General features: G+C 68.3%; 17 protein-coding genes. 12 read left to right on the forward strand and 5 right to left on the reverse strand.

Annotation, left to right across the window (positions count from 1 at the left end; translation table 11 throughout):
• Positions 1 to 22: 22 nt before the first annotated feature.
• The 3 genes from QRN63_RS19420 (at position 23) to QRN63_RS19430 (ending at position 2,210) form a co-directional block, all read left to right on the forward strand.
• Positions 23 to 1,156 carry a YciC family protein gene (locus QRN63_RS19420; protein WP_285032292.1) on the forward strand — a complete coding sequence of 378 codons (1,134 nt, stop codon included), beginning with the start codon at positions 23 to 25 and terminating at the stop codon, positions 1,154 to 1,156.
• 89 nt (positions 1,157 to 1,245) lie between these two features.
• On the forward strand, positions 1,246 to 1,716 hold the full coding sequence (locus QRN63_RS19425) for an Rv1078 family RDD domain-containing protein (RefSeq protein WP_285032293.1): 471 nt from the start codon (positions 1,246 to 1,248) through the stop codon (positions 1,714 to 1,716).
• Positions 1,716 to 2,210, forward strand: coding sequence for an RDD family protein (locus QRN63_RS19430; RefSeq protein WP_285032294.1), 495 nt, complete (start codon positions 1,716 to 1,718; stop codon positions 2,208 to 2,210). Before QRN63_RS19425 ends, QRN63_RS19430 begins: the two co-directional genes overlap by 1 nt.
• Here QRN63_RS19430 and QRN63_RS19435 read toward each other — a convergent pair.
• Positions 2,194 to 3,360, reverse strand: coding sequence for an acyl-CoA dehydrogenase family protein (locus QRN63_RS19435; RefSeq protein ID WP_285032295.1), 1,167 nt, complete (start codon positions 3,358 to 3,360; stop codon positions 2,194 to 2,196). The genes QRN63_RS19430 and QRN63_RS19435 overlap by 17 nt on opposite strands.
• 84 nt (positions 3,361 to 3,444) lie before the next feature.
• On the opposite strand from QRN63_RS19435, the gene QRN63_RS19440 reads away from it, so the two are divergent.
• The 3 genes from QRN63_RS19440 to QRN63_RS19450 are packed head-to-tail and all read left to right on the forward strand — an operon-like array spanning position 3,445 to position 5,616.
• On the forward strand, positions 3,445 to 3,963 hold the full coding sequence (locus tag QRN63_RS19440; protein ID WP_285032296.1) for a DUF4190 domain-containing protein: 519 nt from the start codon (positions 3,445 to 3,447) through the stop codon (positions 3,961 to 3,963).
• A 14-nt stretch (positions 3,964 to 3,977) separates the two neighbouring features.
• Positions 3,978 to 4,433, forward strand: a complete 456-nt coding sequence (locus tag QRN63_RS19445; protein ID WP_410505994.1) for a TM2 domain-containing protein — start codon at positions 3,978 to 3,980, stop codon at positions 4,431 to 4,433.
• A gap of 10 nt (positions 4,434 to 4,443) precedes the next feature.
• The gene (locus tag QRN63_RS19450; RefSeq protein ID WP_267315435.1) at positions 4,444 to 5,616 is read left to right on the forward strand and encodes a cystathionine gamma-synthase; all 1,173 of its coding nucleotides are present in this window, start codon (positions 4,444 to 4,446) and stop codon (positions 5,614 to 5,616) included.
• Here QRN63_RS19450 and QRN63_RS19455 read toward each other — a convergent pair.
• The 3 genes from QRN63_RS19455 to QRN63_RS19465 form a co-directional block, all read right to left on the reverse strand.
• Complete coding sequence (locus tag QRN63_RS19455; RefSeq protein ID WP_285032297.1) at positions 5,613 to 6,275, reverse strand: GOLPH3/VPS74 family protein; 663 nt, start codon at positions 6,273 to 6,275, stop codon at positions 5,613 to 5,615. The two genes, QRN63_RS19450 and QRN63_RS19455, sit on opposite strands and share 4 nt — an antisense overlap.
• A 45-nt stretch (positions 6,276 to 6,320) precedes the next feature.
• Positions 6,321 to 6,815, reverse strand: a complete 495-nt coding sequence (greA, locus tag QRN63_RS19460) for a transcription elongation factor GreA (protein WP_267315433.1) — start codon at positions 6,813 to 6,815, stop codon at positions 6,321 to 6,323.
• 271 nt (positions 6,816 to 7,086) lie between these two features.
• Complete coding sequence (locus QRN63_RS19465) at positions 7,087 to 7,509, reverse strand: DUF4307 domain-containing protein (protein ID WP_285032298.1); 423 nt, start codon at positions 7,507 to 7,509, stop codon at positions 7,087 to 7,089.
• Between the two features lie 120 nt (positions 7,510 to 7,629).
• Here QRN63_RS19465 and mca point away from each other — a divergent pair, with 120 nt between their 5' ends.
• From mca to QRN63_RS19485, 4 genes are read left to right on the forward strand one after another with little or no spacing between them, the layout of a single operon-like run.
• Entirely contained in the window at positions 7,630 to 8,496 is an 867-nt protein-coding gene (mca, locus tag QRN63_RS19470; RefSeq protein WP_267315431.1) for a mycothiol conjugate amidase Mca, read from the forward strand.
• A complete protein-coding gene (locus tag QRN63_RS19475) occupies positions 8,493 to 8,783 on the forward strand; it encodes a hypothetical protein (RefSeq protein WP_502888163.1) in 291 nt (96 codons plus the stop codon). Before mca ends, QRN63_RS19475 begins: the two co-directional genes overlap by 4 nt.
• 10 nt (positions 8,784 to 8,793) lie before the next feature.
• Complete coding sequence (locus tag QRN63_RS19480; protein ID WP_285032299.1) at positions 8,794 to 10,773, forward strand: thioredoxin domain-containing protein; 1,980 nt, start codon at positions 8,794 to 8,796, stop codon at positions 10,771 to 10,773.
• 10 nt (positions 10,774 to 10,783) lie between these two features.
• Positions 10,784 to 11,146 carry a nuclear transport factor 2 family protein gene (locus QRN63_RS19485; RefSeq protein WP_267315429.1) on the forward strand — a complete coding sequence of 121 codons (363 nt, stop codon included), beginning with the start codon at positions 10,784 to 10,786 and terminating at the stop codon, positions 11,144 to 11,146.
• Positions 11,147 to 11,195: 49 nt separating this feature from the next.
• On the opposite strand, the gene trhA is transcribed toward QRN63_RS19485, so the two are convergent.
• Positions 11,196 to 11,921, reverse strand: a complete 726-nt coding sequence (gene trhA, locus QRN63_RS19490) for a PAQR family membrane homeostasis protein TrhA (protein ID WP_410506023.1) — start codon at positions 11,919 to 11,921, stop codon at positions 11,196 to 11,198.
• A gap of 116 nt (positions 11,922 to 12,037) precedes the next feature.
• On the opposite strand from trhA, the gene QRN63_RS19495 reads away from it, so the two are divergent.
• A complete protein-coding gene (locus tag QRN63_RS19495) occupies positions 12,038 to 12,835 on the forward strand; it encodes a (2Z,6E)-farnesyl diphosphate synthase (protein WP_226520837.1) in 798 nt (265 codons plus the stop codon).
• Between the two features lie 21 nt (positions 12,836 to 12,856).
• Positions 12,857 to 14,221, forward strand: a complete 1,365-nt coding sequence (locus QRN63_RS19500; RefSeq protein ID WP_285032302.1) for a hypothetical protein — start codon at positions 12,857 to 12,859, stop codon at positions 14,219 to 14,221.
• Positions 14,222 to 14,260: the final 39 nt, after the last annotated feature.

Raw genomic sequence — 14,260 nt, forward strand, 5'->3', positions numbered from 1 at the left:
ACATCGCTCGGAGGGACGAAAGATGACGGACCAACCGACGGACGGCACTCCGCCGGACGCCAATAAGCCGACGGAGTACATCCCGCAGCCACCGCCGGGAGGATTCCCCCCGCCGCCGGGAGGCGCTCCGACGGAGTACATTCCGCAGGCACCGCAGGGCGGTGGCTACCCGCCGCCCCCGCAGGGTGGCTACCCGCCGCCTCCGGGCGCAGGATTCCCGCCGCCGCCTCCGGGTGGCTACCCGCCACCGCCGGGGCAAGGTGGCTACCCGCCGCCGGGACAAGGTGGATACGCCCCGCCGGGGCAAGGTGGATACGCTCCGCCCCCGCCCCCGCCGCCGGGTGGTGCCTACCCGCCGCCTCCGCCGCCGCAGGGTGGCTTCGCGCCACCGCCTCCGGGCGGCTACGCGCCGGCCGGTTACCAGTACGGCGCGCCGGGCGGTGCCGCCCCGTTCAGCGTGGGCGACGCGCTGTCGTGGGCGTGGAACAAGTTCACCAAGAACCCGGTGCCGCTGATCGTGTCGGTGTTGGTCTACGGCCTCATCGTCGGTGTGATCGCCGGCATCGTGGAGTTCAGTGCGCTGGGGTTGGCTGAGACCTCGGTCTCGAGCTACTCGTCGGACGACGCCGGCTTCAGCTACTCGTACGACGTCACGTCGCTGGGACCGGCCAGCATCGCCATTCTGGTGCTGGGTTACCTCGTCCTGCTGGTTGTGGCGGCGGCCATCTCGTCGGCGCAGTACGTCGGCCTGCTGGGCATCGCCGACGGACAGCCGACCACTGTCGGGTCGTTCTTCAAGCCGCGCTACATCGGCCCGATGATCGTCCTGACGCTCATCGTCGGTGTGCTCGTCGGCATCGGTTACGTGTTGTGCGTGATCCCCGGTCTGATCGTCGCGCTGTTCGCGATGTTCGCGCACCCGATCCTGGTCGACCGCAACCTGTCGCCGATCGACTCGCTGAAGGCCAGCATCGACATCGTGAAAGCCAATGTCGGACAGGTGATCCTGGTCTGGCTGGTGGCCGGCCTGATCGCCGCGGCCGGAGCGCTCCTCTGCGGCGTCGGCATCCTGGTCTCCGGTCCGGTCGCCTCGCTGATGATCGTGTACACCTACCGTCGTCTCAGCGGTGGTCAGGTCGCCCCGCTGACGCCGTAACGTCGTGTCGTGATCTGTTCGGGGGACGGGGCCGCTGGGTCGCGGCCCCCGAACAGGCATGACGGCAGCACCACACGAGACAGGACGACTTGAACTACACACCATGGTGGGCCCGCGTCGTGGCCAGCCTGATCGACCGGGTTCCCCCGCTGTTCGTCATCATCGTCGGCGGTCTGGTCGAGCGCTCCCAGCGCGTGACGAAATGCCTTGCCGACCAAGCGGACTACAGCATCGGCTCGTACTGCGCCACCGGGAACTCTGTCTCCGGCGTGCTGATCTGGCTGGCCGGAGTCGTCGTCGCCGTGTTGTTCATGGTGTGGAATCACGGCTATCTGCAGGGCACGACGGGCTCCAGCCTGGGTAAGCGGGTGTTGCATTTCCAGGTGATCGACGAAAAGACGGGGGAGCCCGTCGGATTCGGTCGCTCGGTGGTGCGGCAACTGGCCCACGTCGTGGACGCCGTCCCGGTGTTCGCCGGGTACCTGTTCCCGCTATGGGACGGCAAGCGGCAGACCCTGGCCGACAAGATCATGTCGACCGTCTGCGTGTCGGCGCGATGATGGCGTACGCCGCGTGGTGGCGGCGAGCTGCTGCCACCGTCATCGACCTGCTGCCCCTGCTGGTGCTCACCGCGGCCGGTGCGGCACTGGTGTGGTTCACCCGTGACCGGGTGTGCGACACCGATACTTCCGCTTTCGACGGCGGCGCCCAATGCGGCGACGGCTACTCGACGCTCGGCTACGTCAGCCTGGTCGTTACCTGGGCGCTCATGGTCGGCTACCTGGTCTGGAACTTCGGCTACCGCCAGGGGCGCACCGGCGCCAGCCTCGGCAAGACTGCCCTGCACTACAAAGTGATCGGTCAAACCTCGCGGGCACCAATAGGTTTCGGCCGCTCACTGCTCCGGCAGGCGGTGCACCTGGCCGACCTGTCGATCGTCGGCTACCTGTGGCCGCTGTGGGATGCCAAGCGACGGACGTTCGCCGACATGGTCATGGAGACCGTCTGCGTGACACCGCCGCGCACGCGTACTCCGGTCAGCGGAACGCACTGACCCCCGTCAGCGCCTGCCCGATCACCAGCTGGTGCACCTCGGACGTGCCCTCGTAGGTCAGCACCGACTCCAGGTTGTTGGCGTGCCGGATCACCGGGTACTCCAGGGTGATGCCGTTGGCGCCCAACAGGGTTCGGCACTGCCGGGCGATCTTGATGGCTTCGCGCACGTTGTTCAGTTTGCCGACGCTGACCTGCTCGGGCTGGATCTTGCCGGCGTCCTTGAGCCGGCCGAGCTGCAGCGCGAGCAGCTGCGCCTTGCCCAGTTCGACGGCCATGTCCGCGATCTTGGCCTGTGTCAGTTGGTATTCCGCGAGCGTCTTGTCGAAAACCGTTCGTGTGCCGACGTAGTCGAGCGTCGCCTGCAGGCAGTCGCGGGCCGCGCCCACCGCGCCGAACACGATGCCGAACCGCGCCTCCGACAGACAGCTCAGCGGACCGGACAGGCCGCGTGCGCCGGGCAGCCGCGCGGACTCGGGCAACCGGACGTCGTCGAGGCTGAACTCAGAGGTGACCGACGCCCGCAGCGACATCTTGTGCGTCATCTCGCGGGCGCTGAAACCCGGTGTGTCCGTGGGCACCGCGAACCCCAGCACACCTTCCTCGGCGCGGGCCCACACCACCGCGACGTCGGCCACGGATGCGTTGGTGATCCACATCTTCGAGCCGTTGAGCACCCAGTCGTCGCCGTCGCGGCGGGCGGTGGTGCGCATACCGCCGGGGTTGGAGCCGAAGTCCGGCTCGGTGAGACCGAAACAGCCGATCAGGTCACCCGCGGCCATGCCCGGCAGCCACTGCTCGCGCTGCTCTTCGCTGCCCCAGTGATGGATCGCGAACATCGCCAGCGAACCCTGTACCGACACCAGCGAACGGATGCCGCTGTCGACGGCCTCCAGCTCCTGGCACACCAGTCCGTAGGCCGTCGCCGTCGAACCGCTGCAGCCGTACCCGGTGAGGTGCATGCCGAGCAGGCCCAGTTTGCCGACCTCGGCGGCGATCTCGCGCACCGGAACCGAACCGTTCTCGAACCACTCGGCGATGTAGGGACGCAACCGCTGTTCGCCGAACTGGCGCACCATGGTGCGCAACTCGATGTCCTCGGCGCTCAGCAGGTCGTCAGTGCCGAGCAGATTGTCGATCGAGGCTGTCATGGTGCAGTTCTACACCGGGAGTTCGGCGTAAAGCGAGAGCAGGCCCCGGCTACGCTGGTCGCTCAGGGACAGACGGGGTGGACGATGACTGAGCAGGAACAGAACCAGGGCGCGGGCGAGCCGGAGGCTTCGACCCCGGCTTACGGTATGCCGCCGCTCCCGGCCTACGGCACGGAGCCGTACCCGCCTGCGCCGGCGCCCCAGCCGTTCCCGCCGCCGGTCACCGGTTTCCCGGGGCCGGGCTACCCGCCCCAGGTTGGGCCGTATCCGCCTGCGGCGCAGGGGTATCCGGGTATGCCGCCCATGCCGGGGATGATGCCGATGGGCTACGCGCCGGTGCCGAAGACCAACGGGCTGGCCATCGCGTCGTTGGTCTGCTCGCTGCTGGGCCTGGTGACGTGTGCCGGCACCTCGATCCTCGGGGTGATCTTCGGGCACCTGGCCAAGTCGCAGATCAAGCAGAGCGGCGAAGAGGGTGAGGGCATGGCTCTCGCGGGCTTGATCGTCGGCTATATCGGGTTGGCGGTCTTCGCGCTGATCGCAATCTTCTACTTCGGGCTGATCGCGCTCATTCTGGGCAGCAGCGGCAGCACCACCTACTAGACAGGACCCGACCGATGACAAATCCATATCAGCCCGCCGACGGGTCCGGTCAGCAACAACCGGGTGAGCCGCAGTTCGGCGGCTATGAATACCCGGGCTACCCACCGCAACCTGGTTTCCAGCAGCCCGGGTACCCGCCGCCCGGTTACCCGCAGCAGCCGGGCTACCCGCCGCCGGGCTACGGCTATGTGCCGCAGTACGCGGCCGATCCGTCGGCGCCCTGGGGCCGTGATCCCCTGACGGGGCTGCCGCTGTCGGACAAGTCCAAGGTGACCGCCGGCCTGCTGCAGATCCTGTTGGGCGGCTTCGGCGTCGGGCGATTTTATCTCGGCTATACGACCATCGGTGTGCTGCAGCTCGTCGTCTCGTTGGTGACCTGCGGCATCGGCGCCATCTGGCCGCTGATCGACGGCATCATGATCCTGATGGGGAACGTTCCCGACACCCAAGGACGCAAGCTGCGCGACTAGGCTGGCGCGTGTGAGTGAGCAGCGCAGCCAGGCAGACCACTACCGCGCCTACGGGCCGTCCACCCGGGCCATTCATGCCGGGTTCCGGCCGGATCCACAGACCGGCGCCGTCAACACCCCGATCTACGCCAGCTCGACGTTCGCGCAGGACGGCGTGGGCGGGCTGCGCGGCGGATTCGAGTACGCCCGCACCGGCAACCCGACCCGGGCGGCGCTGGAGGCATCGCTGGCGGCGGTCGAGGGCGGGCACTACGGCCGCGCGTTCAGCTCCGGCATGGCTGCCACCGACTGTGCGCTACGTGCCGTCCTGCGTCCGGGCGACCACATCGTCATCCCCGACGACGCCTACGGTGGCACCTTCCGGCTGATCGACAAGGTCTTCACGCAGTGGGGCATCACGCACACGCCGGCGCAGCTGTCGAACCTCGACGAGGTGCGTGCGGCGATCACCTCGAAGACCCGGCTGATCTGGGTGGAGACCCCGACCAACCCGCTGCTGTCCATCGCCGACATCGCGGCCATCGTCCAGATCGGTGCGACGTCAGGCGTGAAGGTGTTGGTGGACAACACCTTTGCCTCACCGGCGCTGCAGCAGCCGCTGGCCCTCGGGGCGGACATCGTGCTGCACTCGACAACCAAATACATCGGCGGGCACTCGGACGTCGTCGGCGGCGCGCTGGTGACCAATGACGAAGAGCTGGACACGAAATTCGCGTTCCTGCAGAACGGCGCCGGTGCGGTGCCGGGCCCGTTCGACGCCTACCTCACCTATCGCGGCCTCAAGACGCTGCCGCTGCGGATGCAGCGGCACTGCGAAAACGCCTTGCGGGTGGCTGAATTCCTCAACGACCACAAGGCCGTCGCGACGGTGCTGTACCCGGGTCTGTCGAGTCATCCGGGTTACGAGGTGGCAGCCAAACAGATGAGTGGCTTCGGCGGCATGGTGTCGGTGCGGCTGCACGGCGGCGAGCAGGCCGCACGCGAATTGTGCTCGCGCACCGAGATTTTCATTCTCGCCGAGTCGCTCGGTGGGGTCGAGTCGCTGATCGAGCATCCGGGCGCCATGACGCACGCGTCCACCGCCGGTTCGCAGCTGGAGGTGCCGAGCGATCTCGTCCGGCTGTCGGTCGGCATCGAGGACGTGGCCGACCTGATCGGGGACCTGGAGCAGGCGCTGGGTTAAACCAGCGCGGCCCGTACCGCGGCGGCCGTGACGGCGAGGTTCACCTCGGCGACACCGGTCTCGTATTCGTTGACCCAGTGGCCGCTGGCGATGTCGCCGGCGCGGGCATGCACCCACCGCCAGCCGCGGTCGTTGAGGCTCATCAGGGAACCCAGACCGTCGACGGTATGCAACAGCGTCACGATGGCCGCCGTCGCCGGTGCGGGCGGCCTGCGGTCGAACAGGGCCGACAGCAGCTCCGCGCGCGCCTGCCCGACGCGCGCCCGGTCCGTCAACGGCAAGGCGTACTGCGTCCGGAACCTGTTGCCGCCCAACGGTTGCCGACGCAGCTGACCGGCGCGCTCGAGCTGGTCGATGATGCTGTCCTCGGTGCCTTTGCGCAGCTTGGACAACGCGGCGGCGGGTCGCTGCGGTCGCTGCCGAAGCAGTTCCAGTGCCGGCTTGGACACCGGGTCGACGGCGTCGTCGCCGGCGAGGGCGACCAGGTGGCCGTCGGGTGCGTTGTCACCTGGCGCGGCGGGCCGAATACGGCACGCCAGCGCCAGGTCCAGCAGGACGGCACCGGACAACACCCGGTGCCGACGTGGTTGATCCAGACCCGGCTGTGCGGACGAATTGTCCAGGAGCAACAGATACAGGTCTTCGGCGATCTGAGCCATGGATGTCAGCTGGTGGCCGGCGGGGTAGCGCCGGCCGTCGCAGGGCTAGGCGTGATAGGGCTCGGCCTTGACCAGCGTGACCTTGACGGTGGCGCCGCTGGGCACCGTGTAGCTGCGCTCTTCGCCGACCTTGGCGTCGATCAGCGCGTGGCCGAGCGGCGAGTTGGGGGAGTACACCTCGAGCTTGCCGTCGGTGACGCCTTCCTGGCGGGTGGCGATGAGGAACGTCTCGGTGTCGTTCTTGTCGTCGTCGTAGTAGACGGTGACGACCGAGCCGGGCAGTGCCACACCGGACTTCTTCGGTGCCTCGCCGACCTTGGCGTTGTTGAGCAGTTCCTGGAGCTGACGGATGCGGGCTTCCTGCTGGCCCTGCTCTTCGCGGGCCGCGTGGTAGCCACCGTTCTCGCGGAGGTCGCCCTCTTCGCGGCGGTCGTTGATTTCGGCAGCGATGACCGGGCGGTTGGCGATCAGCTGATCGAGTTCGGCCTTCAGGCGCTCAAATGCCTCTTCGGTGAGCCAGGTGACCTGGGTATCGGTCATGTCTGCTGCTCTCCTGTCGTTGTAAGCGTGCGTGTATGCCCGGGCGTCGAGTCCGGGGTTGCCCCGTTGCTTGGGGCCGGCGGTGCTGCGATTGCGAGGGCGTCGCTAGGTTCTGGGTCCCCCCTGAAGGTGCCAGCAGGTGCCCGCTAATGCAGCAATACACGGCCCCAGTCGGAACCGTGTACTGAGCAAGCGTACCACTCGGGCGTCTCCGGACGGTCATGATTTCGCAGTTCGGAGTTCGCCGGATGGTTGGTCACCCGGCCGGCATTCAGGGCGCGACGAGGTACGACGGCACGTCGGTGCCGCAGCCGTAGACGTCGCCGACGACCGGCGGTTTTGTGGACTTCACGACCGCCGTCACCTGGACGGTCTTGGCTTCTGACGGCGCGACAAGGATCTCGCGCCGCCCGGTTTCGCTGCCGTCGAGCGCCCTCGCCCGCACGATGCACACCGCCGGCGTGGCCGGGTCCTCGCGGGTGACGGAGATCGTCACCGCCACCGTCTCGTTGTCGACCAGCTTGTAGGTGCTCAATTCACCCTTGACGGGGGACGTCCCCAGGCGCTGGAAACCGACGAAGGCAAGCGCCACACCAGCGACGACGATGACGAGCGTGAGGCCGATCGCGATGCGGCGTCGGGTCAGCCGGGACATGCGCTGCTGCCCGTAGCGGGCGGTCGGACGCTCGATCATGGCTGCTTTGGGTGCCCCATCGGTCGGTTCGGAATGCTTGGACTGGAACTATAGGACCCAGCGGCATGGTTGGACTGCAGCGAGTTGTCCCACCGAGTAGAGACAGTAGGTAAGGCACACGTGAGCGAACTGCGGTTGATGGCGGTGCACGCGCACCCCGACGACGAGTCGAGCAAGGGTGCGGCCACTATGGCCAAGTACGCGGCCAACGGCGCCCGGGTCATGGTCGTGACCCTGACCGGCGGCGAGCGCGGCGACATCCTCAATCCGGCGATGGACCTGCCCGAGGTGCACGGTCGCATCCACGAGGTCCGCCGCGACGAGATGGCCAAGGCCGCCGAGATCCTGGGCGTCGAGCACCACTGGCTGGGGTTCATCGACTCGGGACTGCCCGAGGGGGACCCGCTGCCGCCGCTGCCCGACGGCTGCTTTGCGGTGGTGCCGATCGAGGAGCCCGTCCGCCGGCTGGTGCGGGTCATCCGCGAGTTCCGGCCGCATGTGATGACCACGTACGACGAGAACGGCGGCTACCCGCACCCCGACCACATCCGCACACACCAGGTGTCGATGGCCGCCTACGAAGCGGCCGCCGATCATGTGCAGTTCCCCGACGAGGGCGAACCCTGGAGCATCTCGAAGCTGTACTACGGCCACGGTTTCCTGCGCCGGCGCATGCAGTTGCTGCAGGACGAGTTCGCCAAGCACGGGGAGGTCGGGCCGTTCGAGAAGTGGCTGCAGCACTGGGACCCCGAGCATGATCCGTTCGCCAACCGGGTGACGACCCGCATCGAGTGCGCCGACTACTTCGAGCAGCGGGACCAGGCGCTGCTGGCCCATGCCACGCAGATCGACCCGAACGGCGATTTCTTCCGTGCGCCCATCGAATGGCAGCAGCGGCTGTGGCCGACCGAGGAGTACGAATTGGCCCGATCCAGGGTTCCGGTGACGTTGCCCGAGACCGATCTGTTCACGGGAGTATCACTGTGATTTCTGTACCGCTCACCGTCCTGCTGGCCGACGGCCCGCGCCAGACGGGTCCTGACTTCGGCAAGGCCAGCCCAGCCGGTCTGGTGATCACGCTGATCCTGCTGATCGCCGTGGTGGCCCTGGTCTGGTCGATGAACCGGCACCTGCGCAAGCTGCCCGAGTCCTTCGACCCCGCGCATCCCGAGCCGGATCAGGCGGTCGACGACGGCACCGTCGGCGGCGTGCCGCACGAGGCGCCGGCGAGCGACGCCGGGCCTGACGGCACCACAAAGCCAGAAGCGGGGTAAGACTCCAGGTATGGCTAACACCCTCGGCTCGGCCACCAGCCCCTACCTGCGCCAGCACGCCGACAACCCGGTGCACTGGCAGCAGTGGACGCCGGAGGCGCTGGCCGAGGCCGCGGCCCGGGACGTGCCGATCCTGCTGTCCATCGGCTACGCGGCCTGCCACTGGTGCCACGTGATGGCGCACGAGTCGTTCGAATCCCTCGACGTGGCTGCGGTGGCGAACGACAACTTCGTCTGCATCAAGGTCGACCGGGAGGAACGTCCCGACCTCGACGCCATCTACATGAACGCCACCGTCGCGATGACAGGCCAGGGTGGCTGGCCCATGACGTGCTTCCTGACCCCCGACGGTAGGCCGTTCTTCTGTGGCACCTACTACCCGAAAGACAGCTTCCTGCAGCTGCTTTCGGCGGTGACCGACACCTGGAACAACCGGCGGGCCGAGGTCGAGCAGGCGTCCGACCAGATCGCCGTGGAGCTGCGCAAGATGTCGTCCGGGCTGCCCTCAGGTGGGCCCGTGCCGTCGCCCGAACTGTGCGACCACGCCGTCGCCGCGGTGCTGCGCGACGAGGACCAGGCTCGCGGTGGCTTCGGGCGGGCGCCCAAGTTCCCGCCGTCGGCATTGCTGGAAGCGCTGCTGCGGCACCGTGAACGCACCGGCTCGGGGCTCGACGCGGTGGAACGCACCGCCACCGCGATGGCGCGCGGCGGCATCTACGACCAGTTGGCCGGCGGCTTCGCGCGCTACAGCGTCGACGCCTCCTGGGTGGTGCCGCATTTCGAAAAGATGTTGTACGACAACGCATTGCTGCTGCGGGTGTATGCGCACTGGGCGCGGCTGACCGGAAACCCGTTGGCGCGCAAGGTGGCCGATGAGACGGCACGGTTCATCACCGACGACCTCGGTGCCGGCGGCATGTTCGTCTCGTCGCTGGACGCCGACACCGCCGGGCATGAGGGCCTGACCTACGTGTGGACGCCCGCGGAGCTCGTCGAGGTGCTGGGCGACGACGACGGACTCTGGGCGGCTTCGCTTTTCGAGGTCACCGCGGCCGGGACGTTCGAGCGCGGCAGTTCGGTGCTGCAGCTGCTGGCCGACCCCGACGATGCCGCGCGCTTCGAGCAGGTCCGCGCGAAGTTGATGGCCGTCCGGGAACTGCGGCCGCAGCCTGGCCGGGACGACAAGGTCGTCACTGCCTGGAACGGCTTCGCCATCACGGCGCTCGCGGAGGCGTCCGTCGCACTCGGCAAGCCCGAATTCCTCGACGCGGCAACGGGTTGCGCCCGCCGGATCTTGGATCTGCACCTGGTCGACGGCCGGCTGCGCCGGGCCAGCCTCGGCGGCGTCGTCGGCGACAGTGCCGGGATCCTGGAGGACTACGCGGCGCTGGCGACCGGCCTGTTGACGTTGCACCAGGTGACGGGCGACGACAGTTGGCTGTCGGCCGCGCACGGTCTGCTCGACACCGCGCTGACGCACTTCACCGACCCCGACCGCGGTGGCCGGTGGTTCGACACCGCGGACGATGCCGAGGCCTTGCTGGTACGTCCCGCGGACCCGGTTGACGGCGCGACGCCGGCGGGCGCGTCGTTGGTCGCCGAGGCACTGCTGACGTTCGCGCACCTCGCCGCCGAACCTGAGCGCTACATCAATGCGGCTGCCGCGACATTGGCGGCGGCGACCCCGATCCTCGCCCGCTCGCCACGCGGCGGCGGCCACTGGCTGGCGGTCACCGAAGCGGCCGTTCGCGGCCCCATCCAGATCGCGGTGGCGGCCGCCGGGCCGGACTCGGAATTGCTCAGCGCGGCACGCAGATTCGCGCCCGGCGGCGCCATCGTCGTCGGCGGTGCGGAAGGGTCGTCGGTGCTGCTCGACGGGCGTGGCCGCGTGAACGGTCGGGACGCCGCGTACGTCTGCCGCGGGCAGGTGTGTGACCTTCCGGTGACGACGGCGGGGGACCTCGCCGCTGCCCTCGGTGCGGCCGTGTAGCGTGCGGCGCATGCCCAGCGCTGAGCAGATCACCGAAAACGTCAACCGCTACCTGGACCTCGTCGACGTCGCCGACGCCGACGGGATCGCGGAGCTGTACGCCGTCGATGCCGCCATCGAGGACCCGGTCGGCGGTGAGGTGCACGTCGGCCGTCAGACGATCCACGGCTTCTACTCGAACATCGCGGGCACGAAGAACTCCCACGAGCTGCACACGCTGCGGGTCTGCGGCCACGAGGCCGCGTTCTACTGGAGCCTGACCGTCAACGGCGCCATGCGCATCGACATCATCAGCACCATGAACTTCGACGCCGACGCCAAGATCACGTCCATGAAGGCGTACTGGGGCCCGGCGAACGTCACCCAGCTGTAGCGATCAGAGCACGATTTTCCGCGCCTACCGCAGAAAATCGTGCACCAAATCAGCCGGAAAAGACCGCGAACCACATCGCGATGTAGTGGCAGATGGCCGCCACCGCAGTGCAGGCATGGAAGAACTCGTGGTGCCCGAAGGTGCGGGGCCACGGGTTGGGCCACTTGAGCGCGTAGAGCACGCCGCCGATCGAGTACAGCGCGCCGCCGACGATCAGCAGCACGACCGCCGTGACGCCCGCGCCCTCCAGAATCGGGCCGATGAACCAGGCCGCGACCCAGCCCAACAGGATGTACAACGGCACGCCGAGCCAGCGCGGCGCCGTGGGCCACAGCATCTTGAGAGCGACGCCGGCCAGCGCGCCGCCCCACACGATCCAGAACAACAGCCAGCCGTCGGTTTTGACCGCGAGCAGCGCGAACGGTGTGTAGCTGCCGGCGATGAAGATGAAGATCATCGAGTGGTCGAGGCGCTTCATCCACATCCGGGCGTTCGGAGACTTCCAGTTCACCCGGTGATAGGTGCCGCTGACGGTGAACATCGCGACGATGGTGATGGTGTACAGCAACGTCGCCAGGCCGGCGCGGGTGCCCTGCAGGGCCCACGACACCGAAACCAGTGCGGCACCGGCAATGAACGCGACCACCGCCGAGTACACGTGGATCCAGCCGCGGGCGCGCGGCTTGCCGAAGAACTCGACGACGCTTTCCACCACCACGTCGGGCAGCGAATCCGAGTGGCGCAGCACTGCGGCAGCGCGGTAGGGCTTGGTCAGGTGTGTCGGTGCGTCGGCCGGTTCGGTGGCAGCCGGATCTGTATTGCTCGGAGCGGTCAACGTTCCTCCACTAACAGCCATGGGATACCCAGAAGTCCACAGTAGTCTGGTTTCTCGTGGACATCATTCCTCCGCGCCTCAAGGAACCGGCGTACCGGCTCTATGAGCTGCGGCTGCGCCAGGAGCTTGCGCACTCGAAAGCGCAACTGCCACGCCATATTGCGGTGCTGTGCGACGGAAATCGGCGCTGGGCGCGTGAGGCAGGTCACGACGACGTCAGCTACGGCTACCGCATGGGCGCCGCCAAGATCGCCGAAGTGCTGCGCTGGTGCCAGCAGGCCGGTATCGAGATGGCGACGATCTACCTGCTCTCCACCGAGAACCTGCAGCGTGATCCGCAGGAGCTGGCGCCGCTGATCGAGATCATCACCGATGTGGTCGAAGAGATCTGTGCGCCCGACAAGCACTGGACTGTGCGCACCGTCGGCGACCTGGAATTGCTCGGTGAGGAACCCGCCAAGCGGCTGCGTGACGCCGTCGAGTCGACGGCCGAGCACACCGGCGACGGCTCGTTCCACGTCAACGTCGCCGTCGGTTACGGCGGCCGCCAGGAGATCGCCGATGCGGTACGAACCCTGCTGAGCAAGGAGCTCGCCAACGGCGCGACGGCCGAGGAACTCATCGAGGCGGTGACCGTCGACGGCATCTCCGAGAACCTCTACACCTCGGGCCAGCCCGACCCTGATCTCGTCATTCGCACGTCGGGGGAGCAGCGGCTCAGCGGATTCCTGTTGTGGCAGAGCGCCTATTCGGAGATGTGGTTCACCGACGCGCACTGGCCGGCCTTCCGGCGGGTGGACTTCCTGCGGGCGCTGCGTGACTACACGCTGCGGAACCGCCGCTACGGAAAATAGCGTTCGTGCCAAACTGAAGACATGGCTGCGCTGTCGGCAGTGGTCTTCGCCCTGAGTTGGTGGCTGGGGCTGTACCTGCTCGCGCGCGATCCGCGTAAGCCCATCCTGGCGTGGTCCGCGGTCGGGTTGTGCAGCTTCGCCGTGGTGGTCGCGGTCGACGCGGTGCGGCTGGCCGGCGACGCACCCACAGGCCCGCTCAGTCACATCGAGGCGTATCTGGCCGTACTGCCCGGCATCGCCTGGCTCACCGTGCTGCTCGAGCTGTCCCGGCCCGTCGACTCGGCGCGGAGCCGGTGGGGCTTTGTGGCGGTGGCGACGGTGGCAGCCATCGCGTTGGTCGGAGCCGGGATCTCCGGCGGTGTACACCCGCCGCTGCGGCCCGGGCACTGGGTCATGGTCGGGGCCATCGCGCTGTCGGCGTTCGCTGCACTGGTGCTGGCGGTTCGGCGGCTGCGACGGGGTGCGTCGTCGCGCAAGATCGTGCCGCCCGTGGTGGCGGCGACGTTGTTCTTCGGCCTCGGCAACGCGATTCTGCTGATCCCGCTGGGCCTCCTGCCCAGTTGGCTGGTGCTGGCGTCCGCGGCGTTCGACGTGCTGCTGCTCGGTATCGCGGTGGCGTGGTGGGACGCCTTCGACGAAGGGCAGGCCCTGCGTGCGGGCATGCGCCGCTCGCTGGTCGGCAGCATGGCGGTGTCGGTGCTGTTCGGTGGTCAGGTGCTGATCGGCCTGGCGGTCACCGGCGAGCACCTGGCGCTCATGGTGTTGCTGTTCACGAGCCTCGCGGTGGCGATCGCCATCAATGTGCTGGCCGATCCGTTGTCCGGGCTGCTGGACCGGCTGGCGTTCGCCCGCGAGCCGGACCTGCGAGCCGACCGCGCCGCGCTGCGTCGCACCGAGGCGGCGCTACCGCTGCGCGCGACCAACCCGCTGGACCACGTCGACGACGAGACGTTCGTCCGCCTGACCCGGCGCGCGCTCGGCCACTACGCCGACCTCTCCAAGCTCGTCGCGTCACCGTTGACCACGCTGCCCGTCATCGACGACCGACTGGCCCGGCGCGGCGCACCCGACCAGCCGCTCGAGCGCGCCAACGAGCTCAGAGATTTGCTGGCCGATCGGATCGCAGCGCTCAAACCCCGCGACGGCGGCGACTTCGGCACCACCGAGCAGTGGCGCCACTACAACTCGCTGTACTTCCCGTACGTCGTCGGCGTGCGGGCCTACGCGCAGAACGCCACGGCGGCCGGACTGGACCCGGTAGCGCGCCAGGCGTGGCAGTGGTTCGTCACCGAGGTGCCGCAGCGGTCGCTGCACAACTGGCAGAACGCGGCGGCCCGGGTGATCGCCGCCGACTTGCGCGGCACCCCGGTGTCAACGTTGACCTAGGCTCCTTGCGCCGCTGACCTGCGGTTGGCAGTGCCTGGC

Source organism: Mycolicibacterium sp. lyk4-40-TYG-92 (assembly GCF_030209435.1).
Lineage (GTDB): Bacteria > Actinomycetota > Actinomycetes > Mycobacteriales > Mycobacteriaceae > Mycobacterium.